Source organism: Pusillimonas minor (genome assembly GCF_014237865.1).
In the GTDB taxonomy this organism is placed as follows: domain Bacteria; phylum Pseudomonadota; class Gammaproteobacteria; order Burkholderiales; family Burkholderiaceae_B; genus Neopusillimonas; species Neopusillimonas minor.
In genome coordinates this window covers 17,781-36,931 of the sequence record NZ_JACJUU010000014.1, presented here as the reverse complement: position 1 = coordinate 36,931, position 19,151 = coordinate 17,781, and the positions used below count along the sequence as shown (strand labels likewise).

15 protein-coding genes, 2 pseudogenes and 1 other annotated feature are annotated in these 19,151 nt (G+C 55.3%); of the genes and pseudogenes, 8 read left to right on the top strand and 9 right to left on the bottom strand.

What is annotated here, in order from left to right; translation table 11 throughout:
- Positions 1 to 22: 22 nt before the first annotated feature.
- The 5 genes and pseudogenes from GTU67_RS13380 to GTU67_RS13360 form a co-directional block, all read right to left on the bottom strand.
- Positions 23 to 319, bottom strand: coding sequence for a hypothetical protein (locus GTU67_RS13380; protein WP_185780557.1), 297 nt, complete (start codon positions 317 to 319; stop codon positions 23 to 25).
- A 13-nt stretch (positions 320 to 332) separates the two neighbouring features.
- The gene (locus GTU67_RS13375; RefSeq protein ID WP_185780556.1) at positions 333 to 671 is read right to left on the bottom strand and encodes a hypothetical protein; all 339 of its coding nucleotides are present in this window, start codon (positions 669 to 671) and stop codon (positions 333 to 335) included.
- Between the two features lie 153 nt (positions 672 to 824).
- Positions 825 to 1,256: pseudogene (locus GTU67_RS13370) on the bottom strand (IS3 family transposase); the annotation flags it as partial.
- Between the two features lie 83 nt (positions 1,257 to 1,339).
- Positions 1,340 to 2,857, bottom strand: a complete 1,518-nt coding sequence (gene ltrA / locus GTU67_RS13365) for a group II intron reverse transcriptase/maturase (protein WP_185780585.1) — start codon at positions 2,855 to 2,857, stop codon at positions 1,340 to 1,342.
- Between the two features lie 681 nt (positions 2,858 to 3,538).
- A pseudogene (locus GTU67_RS13360) lies at positions 3,539 to 4,278 on the bottom strand (IS3 family transposase); the annotation flags it as partial.
- Positions 3,884 to 4,000: a sequence feature (AL1L pseudoknot), on the bottom strand. Its footprint overlaps the pseudogene before it by 117 nt.
- 304 nt (positions 4,279 to 4,582) lie before the next feature.
- On the opposite strand from GTU67_RS13360, the gene GTU67_RS13355 reads away from it, so the two are divergent.
- Positions 4,583 to 5,080, top strand: coding sequence for a DUF2165 family protein (locus GTU67_RS13355; RefSeq protein ID WP_185780555.1), 498 nt, complete (start codon positions 4,583 to 4,585; stop codon positions 5,078 to 5,080).
- A gap of 97 nt (positions 5,081 to 5,177) precedes the next feature.
- On the opposite strand, the gene GTU67_RS13350 is transcribed toward GTU67_RS13355, so the two are convergent.
- Entirely contained in the window at positions 5,178 to 5,561 is a 384-nt protein-coding gene (locus GTU67_RS13350; RefSeq protein WP_185780554.1) for an RNA-binding S4 domain-containing protein, read from the bottom strand.
- A gap of 254 nt (positions 5,562 to 5,815) precedes the next feature.
- On the opposite strand from GTU67_RS13350, the gene GTU67_RS13345 reads away from it, so the two are divergent.
- The 3 genes from GTU67_RS13345 to GTU67_RS13335 all read left to right on the top strand — a co-directional run bounded on the left by GTU67_RS13345 (position 5,816) and on the right by GTU67_RS13335 (position 12,001).
- Positions 5,816 to 7,039, top strand: coding sequence for an MFS transporter (locus tag GTU67_RS13345; RefSeq protein WP_185780553.1), 1,224 nt, complete (start codon positions 5,816 to 5,818; stop codon positions 7,037 to 7,039).
- A 296-nt stretch (positions 7,040 to 7,335) separates the two neighbouring features.
- The gene (locus tag GTU67_RS13340) at positions 7,336 to 9,504 is read left to right on the top strand and encodes a TonB-dependent receptor domain-containing protein (RefSeq protein WP_185780552.1); all 2,169 of its coding nucleotides are present in this window, start codon (positions 7,336 to 7,338) and stop codon (positions 9,502 to 9,504) included.
- Between the two features lie 142 nt (positions 9,505 to 9,646).
- Entirely contained in the window at positions 9,647 to 12,001 is a 2,355-nt protein-coding gene (locus tag GTU67_RS13335; RefSeq protein ID WP_185780551.1) for a transporter substrate-binding domain-containing diguanylate cyclase, read from the top strand.
- 63 nt (positions 12,002 to 12,064) lie between these two features.
- Here the strand turns inward: GTU67_RS13335 and GTU67_RS13330 are convergent, their stop codons facing one another.
- Complete coding sequence (locus GTU67_RS13330; RefSeq protein ID WP_221893377.1) at positions 12,065 to 13,213, bottom strand: mechanosensitive ion channel family protein; 1,149 nt, start codon at positions 13,211 to 13,213, stop codon at positions 12,065 to 12,067.
- 69 nt (positions 13,214 to 13,282) lie between these two features.
- Entirely contained in the window at positions 13,283 to 14,488 is a 1,206-nt protein-coding gene (gene purT / locus GTU67_RS13325; RefSeq protein WP_185780550.1) for a formate-dependent phosphoribosylglycinamide formyltransferase, read from the bottom strand.
- A gap of 190 nt (positions 14,489 to 14,678) precedes the next feature.
- Between purT and GTU67_RS13320 the strand changes: the two genes are divergently transcribed.
- From GTU67_RS13320 to GTU67_RS13305, 4 genes are all read left to right on the top strand, one after another.
- On the top strand, positions 14,679 to 15,131 hold the full coding sequence (locus GTU67_RS13320) for an RrF2 family transcriptional regulator (protein ID WP_185780549.1): 453 nt from the start codon (positions 14,679 to 14,681) through the stop codon (positions 15,129 to 15,131).
- Positions 15,132 to 15,192: 61 nt separating this feature from the next.
- Positions 15,193 to 16,398: an NO-inducible flavohemoprotein gene (gene hmpA, locus GTU67_RS13315; RefSeq protein WP_185780548.1), complete on the top strand. Its 1,206-nt coding sequence runs from the start codon at positions 15,193 to 15,195 to the stop codon at positions 16,396 to 16,398.
- Positions 16,399 to 16,532: 134 nt separating this feature from the next.
- Positions 16,533 to 17,189: a DNA oxidative demethylase AlkB gene (gene alkB / locus GTU67_RS13310; protein ID WP_185780547.1), complete on the top strand. Its 657-nt coding sequence runs from the start codon at positions 16,533 to 16,535 to the stop codon at positions 17,187 to 17,189.
- A 156-nt stretch (positions 17,190 to 17,345) separates the two neighbouring features.
- Entirely contained in the window at positions 17,346 to 18,119 is a 774-nt protein-coding gene (locus GTU67_RS13305) for a TorF family putative porin (RefSeq protein ID WP_249417718.1), read from the top strand.
- An 88-nt stretch (positions 18,120 to 18,207) separates the two neighbouring features.
- Here GTU67_RS13305 and epsC read toward each other — a convergent pair whose 3' ends face one another.
- Positions 18,208 to 19,134 carry a serine O-acetyltransferase EpsC gene (epsC, locus tag GTU67_RS13300; RefSeq protein ID WP_185780582.1) on the bottom strand — a complete coding sequence of 309 codons (927 nt, stop codon included), beginning with the start codon at positions 19,132 to 19,134 and terminating at the stop codon, positions 18,208 to 18,210.
- Positions 19,135 to 19,151: the final 17 nt, after the last annotated feature.

Below are 19,151 nucleotides of genomic sequence, written 5' to 3'. Positions count from 1 at the left end.
TAGGCGATTTCTAACCGATCGACTATTCCAAAAGTTCGATGCGCCACATGCCTCTTATACCGTCTTCGATCCAGAAACCCTCCATAAATTGACTGTTGGGGGCACGGTGAAGGCTGGCCTTACCTTTCTCCTCAAATGACTCCACCAGATAATGCCCGTAACCTAAGTCTTTGCCAATATATAAAACGGGGCCATCGGAATCATATTGGACCACTATTTCTTCACCATCAATCCTAACGTCACATGGCAGTACGTTGCTATTCTCTTGCGAGTAGTAAACAAGAGTCATCTTGCTGTTTTTCCAGCGCATCTCTTTCATTTCCCTCGAAAAATTAGTCCCAAAATTTCTTAATTGATTTTATGAGCTCAATTTTTATCAAACATGGGATATCATCGAATTCGATATAACCTTCGATTTCGCCATAACCCGGTGCCCGATGTAACGTACCTGTCGCAGATAAGTGACTCACAAGCGACCGCATAACAAAATGTCCTTGACCCACTTCGTCGCCGTGCAAAATATCCCACTGCCAGCCACCAACCATGCGGACAACAATACATTTTTCGGCGATTTCGACAAAACAATATTCATCGCGAGTGAAACCTCTAGTCATATTGAAGGTCTCCAGATAGCCTTGATAATACCGAGTGGCTATGGCGTTAGTCGGCATGTGAACTCCGCTCTTGGGCTCTTGGCTTCTATCTATATTTATTCTGTCGACCTTCCGGCCCGCATTGGCTTTTAGTATAATGAACATTAGTCTTTCATGATCAAGAAGTCTGCCATATTCTGAAATCCCGCGTGCCAATTCGCAGGGGATCCGCTACTTAATCGAGCATCCAGAGACCAAATTAGTGCAGTTGAACCACGAGACCCATTCAAGCGTAGCCAATTCCACAGATGCCTTGGTTTTCCAGGGGCCGCGACGGTGAATCACCTCGGCCTTGTACAACCCATTGATGGTCTCGGCCAAAGCGTTGTCGTAACTGTCTCCACGACTGCCCACTGAGGGCTCAATTCCTGCTTCGGCGAGGCGCTCTGTGTACCGAATGGAGACGTATTGAGAACCGCGGTCGCTGTGATGAACCAAGCCATCGGTTTGCTGCGGCTGGCGGTCATATAGCGCCTGTTCCAACGCTTCAAGCACGAAGTCGGTATGCATTGAGCTGCTGACGCGCCAACCGACAATGCGCCGGGCAAACACGTCAATCACAAACGCCACATACAACCACCCTTGCCAGGTCGACAGTAGAGTAAGAGGCAGGGCGTAGTCGAACTATTTCCCTGCCTCTCCTCTCCGAACCGGACGTGCACCTTTCAGCGCATCCAGCTCTCCATCTAAGCGTTGCTCATAGCAAAGGCGACATCGACGTAGCGCGACTCGATAGTATTTCGTACCTCGTCGCGCAGAATATACGGATTTTCCATCGGCGTACGCCATGTGAAGCGGCCCTTGCGGCTGGTAACAAGACGCCGAAGCGCCACCGCCCCATACCAACCCCGACTATTCTGGCCTTCAAGAACCCATGTTTTGGCTCTTCCCGGTTCGGGCTCGCGGACATACTTGCGCATCAACGGCGTGAATCCACGTCGGTATTTGCGCGCGAGCCAGTACCCGAACTTCCAGAACACTATCCGGTCAACTTTCCGAAACATGATGGCCGTGTAGTCGGTGTATTGATAGAAAGCGGCCCAGCCAGCAAGTTGCCGATTCAGGCTTTCCATCAGGTCCATCCGGTTGTTGTCGTAGTTACCCGACAGTTGTTTGACTAGCCGCAGGGCAAAGCCCCGGCACTTCTCCCACGGAATCGTCGTCACAGGTCGCATGCGACCACGTGGTCCACGTTTCCGGATGATTCTGTGACCCAGGAAGACGAAGCCGTCATTCACATGCGTAATATGGGTTTTCTCCATATTTAGCGTGAGCTTCAGTTCGCCTTCAAGGAATCCGCGACATGCTTCACGTACGGTCTCAGCATGCTCACGAGTTCCCTTGACTACGATCACAAGGTCATCGGCGTACCGGCAGTACGCTACAGCAGGTTTCCATTGCCGGTTTTCTCGCACGGCAATGGGCCGCTGCTTGAGAATGCCGAAGTTCCACGCCCACCGATCCTTGCGCACCTTCTTGTTCAGGTAGTTCCGTTCCATCCACGCATCGAACTCATGCAACATGATGTTGGATAACAGGGGTGAGATAACACCGCCCTGAGGAACGCCTTCGCTTGAAGCACGGAACAGATCGCGATCAACGCAGCCCGCCTTGATGAACTTCCAAAGCAGGACAAGAAAGCGCTGGTCGGCGATGCGCTTACGGATTCCCTTCATCAGCAGGCGATGATGCACCGTGTCGAAGTAACTGGCGAGGTCGCCCTCGATGACCCAGCGACCGGCGACACTTTGTTCACCACCGTCTTGCAACTGAAGCTTCACCGTGCGAATCGCATGATGTACGCTACGGGCCGGTCTGAAGCCATAGGAAGCCGGGTGGAAATCGCTTTCCCATATCGGCTCCATGGCCATTAGCATGGCCCGTTGCACGATCCGATCCCGCAGGCTCGGAATGCCAAGAGGCCTGAGCGTGCCGTTCGCTTTCGGTATATACACGCGTCGTGCGGGCAACGGACTGTACGAGCCCGCCAGCAGTTCTTCGCGCATCGTCGCCAGTTCATGCTGAAGATTCATTTCCAGCATACGTTTGTCAACGCCATCAACGCCCGGCGTGCGTGCTCCGCTGGAGGCCAACGTAATGCGAGCCGCTTCGCTCAGCCAATCTTTGTCGGCAATCAGTCGTAGGAGTCGATCGAACTTGCGTTCTTTGTCCTCGGTTGACCATGTCGCCAGTTTGTTTTGCATTTCACTGATTATCAAAGGTCTTCACCTCATTGTGGTCAATTAATCGACCAAACAAACCACTTAAACTGCCCGCCTTCGCCATGTGGCTGGTTTTCCCAGCCTCGGACTACTACGCGGGCTCCGCCAGCCTGCACATCATCGGGGGCACACTCCCTTGGCATTTGTGCAGGCCTTCCCCAGTTCACATGCTGGACTCAACACACGGGCGAGGCTGCCTGTCGCAGTCTTTATCCTTGCTTGTCGCAAGTCGTCGCAAACACCACGGTCTAGCTGCGCGCTCCCCGTCGTTCCCTGCTGATCAGCGTACATATCCAATCAGCATTTGTGGCGCCGGGCCCTACGTGTGACCAGCTCCAGTTCGCGTCCTGCCCGTAAAGCGGTGTGGGCAGGGGTGACATTTCAACCCTCAGATGCGATTTAACAGGTTCGTGTTCCTCAACCGTCCCATGCTCAGCCTAGAGACTCATCTTGGCGTAACCGCTTCGCCGCAAGCCCCGTTTCCCACGGACTTCGTCATCTTGCCAGTGTCGGCAAGTCACCGCCGCTTCGGCTCACTTTCTCTCGCAGCAGAGAAAGGGCATGCCCCGGTACCGCAACGTTTATCGTCTCCGGGTCCTGCATTCCAAACATGCTCAAGCAGCTTCACCCCCATGCAGGCGGGCTACGCTGGCTGGGCGTACCGTAGGTGAAATCCGACACCCACAGCTGATTGGGACGGTCGGCCTTGAATTGCCGATTCACGTGGTCCAGTGGACATGGTGCAGACGTATCGGGCACCGTGGTACGCATCGACTTGCCGCGCCTTGCGCCTTGAATACCAAGTCGTCGCATCAGCCGCTCAACCGTGCAACGTGCTACGGCTTGTTCTTCGCGGTGAAGCTGACGCCAAACCTTGTCAGCGCCGTAAACCCTCATATTCTTCACCCAAACCCGGTGAATCTCGGGCATCAGAACTGCATCTCGCTTGGCACGGGCACACAGCAGTTCTGGGTTCCTTTGTTGTGCGGCATAGCGCCGGTAGCCTGACGGGGCAATCTGCAAGACCTTGCAAAGTGGCTCGACCCCGTAAGCATCACGGTGCTCATCAATAAATCGCCGGATTATTTCAATCGGCGGTCGAGCTCCGCCTGGGCGAAAAAAGCGCTCGCCAGCTTGAGAATCTCGTTGGCTCGACGTAACTCCTTGACCTCACGTTCGAGCTCCTTGACGCGTTCACGTTCGGCGCTGGTGACGCCATCGCGTGTGCCGGTATCGACCTCGTGCTTGCGAACCCAATCGTTCAGCGTTTGGGGCACGCAGCCAATCTTGGGTGCTATGGACTCGATGGTGGCCCACAACGATGGGTACTCTCCACGATGCTCGAGCACCATACGTACAGCGCGTTCACGCACTTCGGGGGAAAATTTGTTTTGCTTCTTCATGGCTCCATTTTCTCAGATGTTGGAGCCTCCACAAATCCCGGGGCGCTTCACAGAGCTGCCATCAATGGGTTCGGAAAATTCCAAACTCAGTGACGCAGAGTACGGAAAATTCCAAACTGAACGACGAACGGATACCAAACTAAATAAGTAAGAGTCCGGTAAGTCATTGATATTCAATAAGCAGCATTTCCAAACTCACTGACAATCGACACCCGCTTCAGCTTAGAATTGAGCGTCTTGCCCCACGTGACGCCGCCCCGCTCGTTGCCCGGGGCGCAAGTCCAGAAACCAACACAAAAACACTATGGCGATTCGTTACTCAAAAATTTTGTTTGTGGCTGCTATAGCCTTGTTCGCAACGCTGGTGGCGTTCGGCAATATTACCGATTACGGCAGTAATTTTGCTTTTGTACGGCATGTGCTGCTTATGGACACAATTTTTCCCGACTCGGCCATCGGGTATCGTGCCATTGACGCCCCGTGGTTTCATCATCTGGCTTACATCGTCATTATTGCGCTCGAAGCGTTGACCGCTGTGCTTTGCTGGCTGGGGGCCTGGCGCTTGTTGCGGCAGGTCAAGGCCTCTGCGCGCGACTTCAACCGCGCCAAAGGTACGGCTGTTTGGGGGCTCTCGTTGGGGTTTCTGGTGTGGCAGGTGGGGTTTATGTCTATTGGCGGCGAGTGGTTCGGGATGTGGATGTCGCCCCAATGGAACGGAGTCCCGTCGGCTTTCCGGTTTTTAGTCACTATTATTCTGGTGCTGATTTATGTGGCGGTACCCGACGCCGACCCCGATAACTGATCGATAAGTGTATTAGCTCCGACTTGATCTGACAGTAAGGCCTGGCCAAAGTGTGGGGTAATCCGTGGCCGCAAAAGTCTGTTCACTTCCAGCGCGGTCAGCCCTTGCCCCTGATCAAATCAATTTGACGTCTGTCGCGCTTGGTCGGGCGCCCGATGCTTATGGTCTGTGCCGGCTCTGGCGCCAGGCGGCGCAGTTCGGCGGCTTTTTCGCGCTTTTCGCGGCTCTCGGCAGTTTCTTCGTATAGCAATTGGGCTACAGGCGCGGGCCCGCGCACCGCGCTTACTTGTTTGACTATTACGGTTATGGCGGGGTGGTCTTTGCGCACGTTCACGCTATCGCCAACAGCAACTTCGCGCGCCGGTTTGGCGGGTTGGCCGTTCACTAAGACGCGTCCTTTGGTGATTTCTTGCGATGCCAGGCTACGGGTTTTGTAAAACCGCGCAGCCCATAGCCATTTGTCTATTCTGATCTTTTCCATTGTTTCTGCGTACTTGCTGCGCCCCTCGGGGCACAGGCGTTTTTGCTCGGCGTCGATATACATTATTGCGCCGTTTTTCAAGGCACACCACATCTATCATAAGTCTGTGAGGGATCGCTTAGCGATTGCGCCGAGTTGCGAAGGCGACGTCTGCGCTGTTGGTGCCTTCAGCGGTCACAGGATTAATATGTCAAAATGGCCCCGCGCCCGCGCCCGCGTGCGTCTGTGGTCTGTGTATTGGCAACGAGGTCATTATGTTCTATTCCCTGCGTCATCCGGGTGCGATGGCAGTTACGCTGGCTGCAGCCGGCATCCTGATGGTTACCATGGGCATACGGCAAACGTTTGGCCTGTTCATCAGCCCAATCAATACCACCACCGGCATGAGCATTGCCACCATTAGTTTTGCGCTGGCCATTGGCCAGTTCACGTGGGGGTTGATCCAACCGATTGCGGGGGCGGTGGCCGACAGACACGGGCCCAGGGTCGTACTTATTGCGGCGCTGGTGATTGTCGCGGCGGGTTGTGCCATGACACCGTTTATGGGCAACGGGTTTGGTTTGATCGTCTCGCTGGGGTTGCTGGCCTCTATTGGCTCTGGCGCGGGCAGTTTTTCGGTGCTTATCGGCGCTGCCGCGCAGCGCCTGCCGCTCGAGTCGCGGGGCACGGCGTCGGGCATCATCAATGCCGGCGGCTCGTTCGGGCAATTTGTTTTTGCACCTGTCCTCCAAAAATTGATTCAGTCGTTTGGCTGGATGGGCGCCATGTGGGCCATGGCACTTACCGCGCTTGCCGCGCTGCCGCTTATTGGCAAGCTGGTGGGCGCCGACTACAAACCGCGCCCGCATGTTGATGGCGAGCAGAAGCTGGGTTCGGCTGTAGCGCAAGCTGTTAAAGACCGGAATTACATTTTGCTCAACCTCGGGTTTTTCACCTGTGGGTTTCATATTGCATTTTTGGTCACCCACTTGCCCGGCGAAGTCGACTTGTGCGGCTTGCCGCCGTCTGTCGCCAGTTGGTCGTTGGCCATTATCGGTTTGTCGAATATTTTCGGCAGCATCTACGCGGGCTCTTGTGTGGCGCGCTATCGCAGCAAATATATTTTGGCGACAATGTACGGTTCGCGGGCAGTGCTTATTGCCTGGTATTTGGTCATGCCGCGCGACCCCTGGGTGTTTTATGTGTTTGCGGCCGGCCTGGGCTTTACCTGGCTGGCCACCGTACCGCCAACGGCAGCCATTGTGGGTAAATTGTTTGGTACGCGTTATTTGGCCACGTTGTTTGGCTTGACGCTGTTGTCTCACCAGGTGGGTGGCTTTCTTGGGGCATGGCTGGGCGGGTTGGCCATTACCGAGTTCGGCGACTTTACCTGGATGTGGTACGCCGACATGGTGCTGGCTTTGCTTGCCGCGTTGGTAAATTTACCCATTAAAGAGGCCCGGGTCGTGCCCCCGGCTGCACAGGGTAGTACTGCGTAAAGCTGTTGCCCGTCTTCGCACTATCGGCAAATTTTTCTGGTTGCCGTTAGTGCGTTTCATCTCAGGTACCGCGTAAATTAAATAGCCGCCCGGGCTGCGCTCTTAGCGCAATGGCCCGCGGCATTACGTCAGGCTATCACCGACGTTTTCCCTAAATTACTGTAAGCCGCGTCGACGCCAGTCACGCGGCTAAAAGTGTTTCCGGCTGAGCCGATTTCTTACAAAATTCTGATAGAATCCTGAAAATAAATTTAATAACCGTTCTCATTTAGGTTTCTATTCAGAAGGGAAGTATCATGCAACACAAGAAACGTGTGCCTGGCCGACTGGCCTATGCGGCTATTTTGGTGGCTTCGGCGCAAGCCGTTTTTGCCCAGCAGGCCGACAGTGTCAAACAGCTGGATTCGGTCGTGGTGACGGCCAGCGGGTTCGAGCAAATGATTAAAGACGCGCCTGCGTCGATTTCGGTGATTACCCGCGAGGAACTTGAGAAAAAGCCATTTAACAATGTGGCCGATGCGGTTGCCGACATTGAAGGGGTGTCGGTAGAGCGCGGCGGTAAAACAGGCGGCATGAACATCAGCATCCGGGGGATGGGGTCCGACTACACGCTGATTCTGGTTGACGGCAAGCGGGTTAACCGCAACGGCTCGGGAGCACGTCCCAATGGTTTTGGTGATGTGGACACCAGCTTCATTCCCCCAGTGTCGGCCATCGAGCGCATTGAGGTTGTGCGCGGCCCCATGTCGACCCTCTACGGCTCCGATGCCATGGGCGGTGTGATCAACATCATTACCCGAAAAGTGGCTAAAGAGTGGGGCGGCAGCATCACGGCCGACGGCACGGTTCAGCTTAATGACACCTTTGGCAACGGCTACGGTTCGTCGTTCTACTTAAGTGGCCCCATCAAAGAAGACATGCTAGGCGTCTCAATTTATGGTCGCTACGACCGAAAAATGGCCGCACACGAAATGTATCCGGCCAGCGCTGCTGAAGCGGCAAGCGGTAATTACACCGGCAACGTTTCCGGCGACGGTTATACCGGTTCGAAGATGCAGAACCTGGGTGTGCGTTTTGCGCTAACGCCTAACCAGAATCACGATCTCTTGCTGGACCTTGAGCAAGGACGGCAGCGCTACGACAACAGTACGGGCCAGTTAGGTACGTTGAATAGTGAAGTCGCACCAAATGCCGCCGGAGGTGGCTACGATCCCGAGCAACGTTACGATCGTAGTCGATACGCGTTGACTCACCTTGGGCGCTACGGCAACTTGAGTTCTGATTCCAGCATTCTTTACGAGACCACTGAGACGATTGGTCGAACCAATCCTATGAGTCGCCCGCGTAAACCTATCGATGGCACGCCACGTACGCTGGAATACGATAACCTGGTATTGGACAGTAAATGGAACCTGTCATTGCTGGATGACACACACAACTTGACCTTCGGTGGTCAATGGCGCGAGCAAAAGTTTGTTAACAGCCTTGCCGAGGCCCCACTCGACTTGAAGCAGTGGCAATGGGCCTTGTATCTTGAGAACGAGTGGCGCGTTGTCGATGACTTCGCCATTACATTGGGTGCTCGTTACGATCGGAATGAACAGTTTGGCGGCAACTGGAGTCCACGGGCTTACGCCGTATGGAACGCCAGCCCAAACTGGACCGTCAAAGGCGGGGTTTCGCGTGGTTATAAAACGCCCGACCTGAACGTCATGACCGACGGCATTATTGGTTTGCGTGGGCAGGGGACGATCCCTGAAGTGGGTAGTGCAAGTTTGGTGCCTGAAAAGAGCGTGTCATCAGAAATTGGCGTCTATTTTGATGATCTGCAAGGTTCAAAAGCCAACATTACACTTTTCCACACAGCCTTCAAAGACAAGCTCAATACAAACAATGTGCCAAATTGTCGCGCCAACAATGTACCGGGTTGCCTTGACCTGGGTGATTGGCGCCGTAACGGAGCGCCAGTAGACAACTTTGTTGTTTGGGAAAACGTAGACGAGGCGACGATACGAGGTGTTGAACTGGGCGGAGCATTGCCGTTAACAGAAGCGCTGACCTTTAGTGGCAATTACACGTTTACCGATGCTAAACGTGATAGCGGCGCGAATATGGGTGCACCTTTGAATAGCGAAGCACGTCACCGTTTAAACATGCGTCTTGACTGGCGCATTAATACGCAAGCCTCGGCGTGGCTTAGGGCCGAGTATCGTGCCAAGCAGTATGCCCGTATTAACGCCGAGGGCAAGCAAGACTTCTACAACCCTTATTGGCTTTTTGGGGTGGGTGGCTCTTATCAGTTGACCAAGACCATTTCCATCAATGCGTCTGTTGAAAACTTGCTCAATAAAAAGTTTGTTGACTATGGCCGCTATTCGACCACCGGCAACCCGGGTTGGGGCAACGCCTATTACAAAAACCTCGAAGGCCGTCGCCTTTGGGTGTCGGCGAACATGACGTTCTAATCCGGGTTAACCCTTTCGGGTTTGTCTTAAACGCCCCGCATCTTCAAAGATGTTGGGGCGTTCGTGTATTTATCTATACGAATTGTGTCGTGGTTCTGCTAATCTTGACGCCAACTTAAAAATAAAGGCAAAAGAGTTTCAGATGCTTGGGGTGGCAAGGTGGCTGGCAGCCTTTCTGTTTTTTGTATTGGCGTCGGCGTCCATCGCTCAGGCCAATGCGCAGCCCATCGTCATTCAGCTTAAGTGGCTGCATCAGTTTCAGTCGGCTGGCTTTTACGCCGCCCTAGAACAGGGCTATTTTGCCGAAGAGGGCCTTGACGTTGTCTTGAGCGAACGCGACCCGGCCAAAAATATCGTCAGCGAAGTCCTCGACGGCCCCGCCGACTATGGCGTAGCCGATTCCATCCTGCTCATGCATCATGCCGCCGGCGACCCGGTCGTTCTGGTGGCGGCAGTCTTGCAGCACTCGGCCGGCGCCCTGATGACCATGACCAGTTCAGGGCTGACAGCGCCGACCGACCTCATTGGCAAGCGGGTGGCTTTTTACGATAACGATTCTGATGGCATCGACGTGCTTGCCTTGCTTGCCGAACAGCGCGTGCTGAACAAAGGCCTGATTCGTGTGGCCTGGGACGAGCGCCTGCGTCGTTTGGCGGCCGGCGAAATCGACGCTGTTGCTGTTTACCTGACCAACGAACCTTACGTCATGAACGAGCGGGGCCACCAGGTCAACCTGATCAGCCCCCGGCATTTTGGTATCGATTTATACGGCGATATGCTGTTCACCTCGCGGGCCGAGGCCGAGGGCAACCCGGAGCGGGTCGAAGCCGTCCGTCGAGCCGTTATTCGGGGTTGGCATTACGCGCTTGATCACAAAGAAGAAATGGTCGAGCTGATTTACCGTCGCTACAACACGCAAAATAAATCTCGCGAAGCGCTCATGAACGAAGCGCGCGGCATCGAAACCCTGATCGACCGCTACACAACCCCGTTGGGCCAAATCAACCCAAAGCGTGTGGCTTTCTTATACGACAAGCTGCGTTCGCTTGACCTGGTCAGCGCGCAGGGTAACGCCCCGCTGGGGTTGGTGTTCAAGGCCGGGTCGGGGGTCGATGCCCTCGACCTGACCACAGAAGAGCGTCAGTTTGTCGCGAGCCTTTCAACCGTCCGGTTTGCCGTCGACGAAGCGGGTTGGCCGCCTTTCGAGTTTTATGGTTCGCAAGGGCAACTGCAGGGTATTGTTTCAGACTATCTCGAGGTGCTCTCCAAGCGCCTGGGCGTCAGGTTCGAGCGCATCAGTACGTCTAGCTGGAATGAAGTGCTTGAAGGGGTAAAGGCTCGCACCATCGACATGTTGCCGTCGGCCGCCTCGACACCCGATCGCCGGAATTACATGGGCTTTACCGATACTTACCTGACCTCGCCCATGGTCATCGTTACGCGCGACAACGTCGATTACATCTCTAGCCTGTCGCAGCTCGAGGGGCAGCGTGTGGGCGTGGTGGGTGGGTACGCCTCCGACGAAACCCTGTCGCGTTATTACCCCGGCCTGACCTTAACCCGCTACCCCAGCTCGCTTGATGGCTTGCGCCGCTTGGCGGCCGGTGAAGTCGACGCCTTTGTCGATAATTTGGCCGCATCCATTCACATCATCAAAATGCAGGGCCTGGCCAATCTTAAAATATCGGGCCCAACCCCTTACACGTTCGACTTGGCCATGGGGGTAAGGTCAGACTGGCCGCTGCTGCGTAACGCTATCGACAAAGCCCTTGCCGGCATGACGCCGCAAGAACATACCGCCATTTATGACCGCTGGGTCAAGCTGTCTGTCGCCAGCCCGTTTCCCTGGGGCCGCATTTTGCCCTGGGTGGGGGCGTTGGCGTTGGCGGTACTTGTCATGCTGGTGTATTCAATGCGTATGCGTGCGCTTAGCCGGCGTGTTCAGCTAACCAACGCCAGTTTGCTCGAGGCCGAACAGGCGTTGCGTGAAAAGAACCGGCAGCTGCAAGAAGCCTCGGTCCGAGACAAATTAACAGGTGTGTTCAACCGTTATCACCTCGATGCCGTATTGTTTAAAGAGTTCGAGCGTTACCAGCGTTATCACCGGCCATTTTCAATCGTCATGTTCGACCTTGACCACTTCAAACAGGTTAACGACCAGTTCGGCCATCAGGCCGGCGACGAGGTCTTGCGCCGGTTTTGCGAAATTGTGCTTAAAAATATACGCCAAAGCGATACCTTCGGGCGTTGGGGGGGCGAAGAGTTCATGCTGATATGCCCCGATACGGTCGCCAAAGATGCGTTTATTGTGGCCGACAAGGTTAGGGCCGCCCTGGCCGGGGCGACCCTTTACGATGGCCTGGTGCAAACTGTCAGCGGTGGCATCAGGGACTCGGTCGGGTGCGGCTCGATCGACCAGCAAATTTCGGGCGCCGACAACAACTTGTACCAAGCCAAAAGTGCCGGCCGAAACCGTATCATCTTTGATCTCGGTTAACGCCGACCCTTGCTCGTGCGGTGTGCGGTGTCGGCGGCAAAAAGCCGCCAGACCGATTATTTATTACGCTTGACCTGAGGGTTGCCCCCCGACGGGTTCCATTGCAAGCGCTGTCTCGTTATTGAAGACATGCAATGTTTGTGTCGGGAAGGCAATCTCGCCACCGTGCGACGAAATAATGTCGCCGATCTTCAACAAGACTTCTTGCTTGATTTCGTGGTACTTGACCCACTCTTTGGTTTTGGTAAACGTATAGACCATGATGTCGAGCGACGAGGCACTGTATTGGTTGAAATTGACAATCAGGGTCTGGTCTTGATCAATTTCGGTGTGGTTGCGCAGCATGGTTTTGATGTCGCTGACGATGGCAGCAACATTGGCAAAATCGTCATACCGTACGCCAATCGTTTCCGAAATACGGCGGTTCGTCATGCGCGACGGGTTTTCAACCGAGATTTGCGTGAAAATGGCGTTGGGCACGTACAGTGGCCGCTTGTCGAACGTGCGGATACGCGTAAGACGCCAGCCAATGTCTTCTACCGTACCTTCAATGTTGCGATCGTTCGAGCGGATCCAGTCGCCCACGGCAAAGGGACGATCCATGTAGATCATGAGCCCGCCGAAAAAGTTGGCTAGTAAGTCCTTGGCAGCGAAACTGACTGCCAGGCCACCAATACCGCCAAACGCCAGCACCCCAGAAATCGAGAAGCCCAAGCTTTGCAGCGTAACCAGTGTGGCTGTAATAAGCACCGAAATGCGTAGCAGCTTGCCGACGGCATCGACGGTAGTGATGTCGACCGGTTCGTTGTTGGCCTGTCGTTTGGCAATAATGCCTTTTTGGACATTGCCAATAAATCGGATCACGAACCAGGTAATACACCCAATCACGCCAATAACGCGGATGGGTTCGATGAGGTCGAGCAGCGTAACTTCAGTTTCAACCTGCAAAATCTCGACGGCAAACGACAGGCCGATAATCCAGGCAAGAATGGTTGCCGGCTTGCGAACGGCTTCAATCAGGGCGTTATCCCAGAAGCTGGTTGTGTGGTGTGTTTTTTCTTCTAGTTTGGCCAGAAAACGGCGCAAGAAAAAGTTGAAGACAACAACGGCAAATACAATCAGAAAGACCTGGATCGTCAGGCCGACCATGTGGTTTCCGCCGGTATATTCTGTGATCTTGTCAGCAAGATCGGAAAAAATCGGTTCTTCCATGTAATCGCTTTCCCTGTTTGCAAAGCGACCTAGTGTAACAAGACAGGGAAAGCCCGGCCAATTTGCCCTTTATTTTGCGGGTCGTGGCTTGACCTTGCCTGCAGCGTCGCGCGCGCGTGCGCGTGCGCTTTGGGCATCAGTATCGTAGGCCAGTGCCACGCCCATGCGACGGCGCGTAAAGCTTTCGGGTTTGCCAAACAGGCGGATTTCGGTTTGTGGCACACGCAAGGCGGTATCGACGTCATCGAAGACAATACCGGTGGCGTCGACGCCGCCGTAAATGACTGCACTTGCGCCGGGGTTACGCAGGCGGGTGTCTACAGGCAAGCCCAAAATGGCGCGCGCATGCAGTTCAAACTCGTTCTGCCACTGGGTAATCATGGTCACCATGCCGGTGTCGTGCGGCCGGGGGCTGACTTCGCTAAACCAGACCTGGTCGCCCTTAACAAAAAGTTCAACGCCGAACAACCCTTGGCCACCCAGGTTTTTGGTAATGGCATCGCCAATTTCTTTGGCTTTTTGCAGCGCGGCCGGGCTCATGGGGTGGGGCTGCCAGCTTTCGATATAGTCGCCTTTGTCTTGCAGGTGGCCGATCGGGTCGCAGAAATAGGTTTGTGTGTGGCCCTCGGCATCTTTGGCGCGTACCGTCAGCAGGGTAATTTCGTAGTCGAAGTCGATAAAGCCTTCAACAATGATGCGCCCATGGCTCACACGGCCGCCCGCCATGGCGTAGTCCCAGGCTTTCGCGACGTCTTGCGGGCCGTCGATTTTGCTTTGGCCCTTACCCGAACTGCTCATGACGGGTTTGACAACGCAGGGGTAGCCGATGCCGTTGTCTATGGCTTCTTGCAGTTCGCGCAGCGAGTCGCAAAAACGGTAAGGGCTGGTGGGCAGGCCCAGTGTTTCGGCCGCCAGTCGCCGGATGCCTTCGCGATCCATGGTCAGGCGTGCCGCGCGCGCCGTAGGAATGACTTTAACCTTGCCTTCGGCTTCCAGGGTTTCAAGGGCCGGGGTGGCAATGGCTTCAATTTCGGGCACGACCAGGTCAGGCTGTTCAGACTCGATCAGTGCGCGAAGCTGTTCCGGGTCGGTCATGACCAGTGTGCGCGCATGATGCGCCACCTGGTGGCCCGGGGCGTCGGGATAGCGGTCAACCGCTATGGTTTCAACGCCCAGACGCTGCAATGCAATAATGACCTCTTTGCCAAGTTCGCCCGAACCCAGCAGTAAAACTTTGGTAGCAGAAGGTGAAAGCGGGGTGCCGAGCGTTGTCATGGTGGTCCTGTGCAACATCAAAAACAGCCATTTTAGCGGTTATGTTTGTCAGACAGTAGCAGGTTGCAAGACGCGTTCACCCCTACAATAACGTCCTGTTTCTTTCTTGCAAGCTTCGTATTGAATCGTAGTTTAATAAGTTGCATATTAAATATATCTTTGATAATATTCTTGCCCAGTGGAGTTGGCAATGCGTCTGACACGATTTTCAGATATTGGCCTGCGTGTGCTTATGTACTTGGCGCAGCAGGTTCGCGAGCAACCCGTCACCGTGGCCGAAATTTCCAGCCAGTTCGGGGTGCCGCACAATCATCTGGTCAAGGTGGTGGGGGCCATGGCCAAACAAGGCTGGATTCACGCGATGCGTGGCCGTCACGGCGGCGTGCGTCTGGCGGTATCGCCCGGGCAACTGCCTATAGGCAGTGTCCTTCGTATCCTTGAAGGCGATCGCGAAGCGATCGACTGCGAGGGGCTGGCGTGCCGTCTTGCCGCGCAGTGTTTTTTGCGCGGCGCGTTGCAAGAAGGTCTGAATGCGTTTTACAGTGCGATGGATCGCTACACCCTGGCCGATGTGGCTGGCACCGAAACCGGTGAAAAAATTGTGCAAATGCATCGCAATTTTTTAAAGCAAAGCGCGGGTTAAATGGCTTGCGTTTTTTTAACTTAAATGTTGCATATTAAAAGCAACAATTGGAGTGAGTCGTATGTTGTCCCAAGAAGCCCGTCCGTATATTGATGCCAGTGTTCCTGTTCTGCGCGAGCATGGTGTGACCATCACACGTACGTTCTACAAGAACATGTTTGCCGAACACCCCGAGCTGACCAATATTTTCAATATGGGAAATCAGGCCAGCGGCGCGCAACAGCAGTCGCTTGCAGCGGCGGTTTTTGCCTATGCGGCCAACATCGACAACCCGGATGCCCTGGGGCCTGTCGTCAGTCGTATTGTTCACAAGCATGCGTCGGTGGGTATTACCGCCGAGCACTACCCCATTGTGGGCCGTCATTTGCTGGGGGCTATTCAGGAAACATTGGGCGACGCGGCAACACCGGATCTGCTGTCCGCCTGGGGCGAAGCTTATGGTTTGCTGGCTCAGGCATTCATTGACGAAGAGCGAAAATTGTACGAAGCCGCCGGGGTTGAGCCGGGCCAACTGCGCGACATGACGGTGGCCCAAGTGGTCGAGCAAAGCGCCAATGTGCGTTCGTTTGTTCTGATGCCCGCCGACGGTCAGCCACTGGCCGACTTCAAGCCCGGCCAGTACATCAGTGTCGAGGCCAACTTGCCTAACGGTCGCCGCCAGTTGCGCCAATACAGCATGTCCGATGCGCCCGGTGCACCGTACTACCGTATTTCGGTCAAGCGCGAAGCCGCTGGCGCCGAAACGCCGGCAGGCACGGTGTCGAACTGGTTGCACGACAACCTGAAGCAGGGCAGTACGCTGCGCATCAGCCCGCCGTTTGGCGACTTCACACCCGACGTCACGTCCGAAGCGCCCATCGTGTTGCTATCTGCCGGTATTGGTATTACGCCCATGATTTCGGCATTGAATGCCATTGCAACCCGTCACCCAGAGCGCCATGTTGTTTTTGCACATGCCGCACGCGATACAGCGCACCACGCCCATCAAGATGATATTGCTCACGCTCAGGCTGTCATGCCCAATCTGCAGGTTGTCACGTTCTACGAAGCGATGGATGCCGAGCACGAAGGCAAACCGGGCTACCGCGCGGGCTTGATGCGGGTCGATCAGCTGCCGGCCTGGGCCTACGCCGATGTGCCGGTGTATATGTGTGGCCCGCTTAAATTCATGCAGCAGCAATGGCGTGACCTGGTTGCACAAGGCGTGCCACCCACCAAAATCCACCAAGAGGTTTTTGGCCCCGATCTGCTCGATCACCTGCGCTAAGACGCGTCAGTTGCGTGCTCAATGTCCCGTTTCTGGGGTGTTGGCACGCAAACCGCCTCGGGCGACTGCAAGGCATGACCTATACTTTCGGTCATGCCTTTTTCGTTTCTTTGAGCGCCTGTAAACCGATGCCAATGCAACAGCTGGATTTAATTGGGGATGTGCGCGCCCAGGGGCTTTCGGCCCAGCAGATCGGGCCGCAGGCGTGTATTTTCAGGGGCTTCTTGCGTGAGGACGCTGCGGGCTTTCTTGCTGACCTGGCCGCTGTTTTGCGGGCGTCCCCCTGGCGCCGTATGCCTACGGCACGAGGCTGGATGTCGGTTGAACAATCCAATTGTGGCAGTCATGGCTGGGTCTCCGACAAGAAGGGCTACCGTTATTCGCTGTTCGACCCGCTAACAGGTGAGCCCTGGCCCGACATGCCCGCACTGTGGCGACAGCGCGCTGTCGAGGCCGCCGAGTCTGCAGGGTTTGCGCGCTTTAGCCCGCAGGCCTGCCTGTTGAATCGCTATGGTCCCAAAAGCAAAATGGGTTTGCACCAAGACCGGGACGAAGAAGATGTTGCGGCGCCAATTGTGTCGATGTCTTTTGGGCTGCCGGCGGTCTTCCTTTTTGGCGGGCTAAAAAGAACAGACCCAGTCGAAAAGTATTTGCTTGAGCACGGCGATGTGCTGGTATGGGGCGGCGTTGACCGTTTGCGGTTTCATGGGGTCATGCCGGTTCGGCAAGCAAGTCACGCCTTATTGGGCGAGCAACGGCTTAATCTGACGTTCCGGCGCGTGCTGCGCTGATCAGCGCATACGTTCAAATGTGTTTCGTTTTGGTGCAGGACGTTTGCCCCATCGCTGTAAAGCGGTACGCCACGCGGTGCAGTTATCTTGGCATGCAAATTGCTTAAGTAAGTTTGGCACATCTTGTTTGCTGTCAAACTTCAAAAGGAGCTCGTCATGCCCTCAATTTCTGTAGCAAAAGCCATGTGCGGCGCCGTCTTGGCCGCTGTCGTTGCCACGCCGGTTGCTGCGCAATCCACCGAGCCGGTCTCACCGGCTTCTGACTTTTCGTTCAGTGCCAATATGACGCTGGCCAGCCAGTATCGCTACCGAGGGCTGATGCAGACCAATAACAAGCCGGCCATTCAGGGTGGCTTCGACTTGAGTCATAGTAGTGGTCTTTACATCGGCAACTGGAACTCGAGCATCAGTTGGCTGGGCGATTCTGACGACAATGTTTCTGCACCCCTCGAGATGGATTTTTACGCTGGCTACACTGCACCGATTTGGGGCGATTTAACTGTCGACGTGGGAGTCTTGCAGTATTACTACCCCGGTAGTTATCCGCAAGGCTTTGTCAGCCCCGATACCACCGAGCTTTACCTGGGGCTGGGTTATGGCCCGGTGTCGTTCAAGTACTCGCATGCGGTAACCAACTTGTTTGGTTGGGCCGACAGTAAAAACAGCCAATACTACGATCTGTCTGCCAGTGTGCCCACGGGGTTCTGGGGCTTGAATCTGGACGGTCATGTGGGCTACCAGCGGGTGCGCAACGTGGCCGATGGCAACTACACCGATTGGTCGCTGGGGTTAAGCAAAACCTGGGGTAATGTCACGGCCTCGCTGGCGTATGTCGATACCAACGCCGACAAGGGCGTATATACCAGTGCGGCCACGGGTCGGTATCAGGGGAAAGCCGCCGCTGTATTTTCATTGACCGCGGCGTTCTGATCGGTTCTATTCGAGTCAGATGTAAAAAAGGGTGCCTTCAGCTTGAAGACACCCGTTTTTTACAGGGTACGGTTTGAATGTCTTTGGGTTAAATGATCGAGTCGGGGCACTTGGAGCGCGGGGTGTCTTGGGAACGCGCCTGGGTGACGACGCAGCCCGCGGGCACGTCTTGGGTCAGCCACACGTTGCCGCCAATCACACAACCTTTGCCCAAAGTCACGCGCCCCAAAATCGTGGCGCCGGCATAAATAACAACATCGTCTTCGACCACCGGGTGACGGGGTAACCCTTTTTGAAGTGAACCGTCTTCATCGGTGGGAAAGCTTTTTGCGCCGAGCGTGACGGCTTGGTAAATACGTACGCGCTCGCCAATAACGGTCGTTTCGCCAATAACGACGCCGGTGCCGTGATCAATGAAGAAACTTCGGCCGATTTGTGCGCCGGGATGGATGTCGATACCCGTCTCGGCATGCGCCATTTCGGCCGCAATACGCGCCAGCAACGGCAACTTGCTGGTGTACAGCTCGTGCGCGATGCGATGGTAAATCATGGCCTGTACGCCGGGGTAGCACAGCAAGACCTCGTCGACGCTTTGCGCTGCGGGGTCGCCCTGGTAGGCGGCCAAAACGTCGCTGTCGAGCATGCTGCGGATGTGCGGCAGTTTGTTGGCCAGATTCGATACAGCTTTTACGGCGCGCGCCTCGAGCTCGTTGTCGTCTAGCGGTGCGTGTCTGTTCTGATAGCGAATTTCAAGGCGAGCTTGCCCCAGCAACGTGTGCAGGGCAGTGTCGATGGTGTGCCCCACATAATGGTTTTCGCTGTCGTGTCGCAAGTCGGTGGGCCCAAGGCGCATGGGGAACAGTGCGCCTTTCAGGGCGTCCATAACGTCGGAAAGCGCCTGACGTGACGGGAACTCCCGACTGCCGGGCTCGCGAGACCGCCCTTGGGCCGTGCGCCACGCACTACGGATATCGGCCAGTGATTGAACGATTGAGTCGATATTGAAAGACGCCATGTCAGCAATTACGTCAA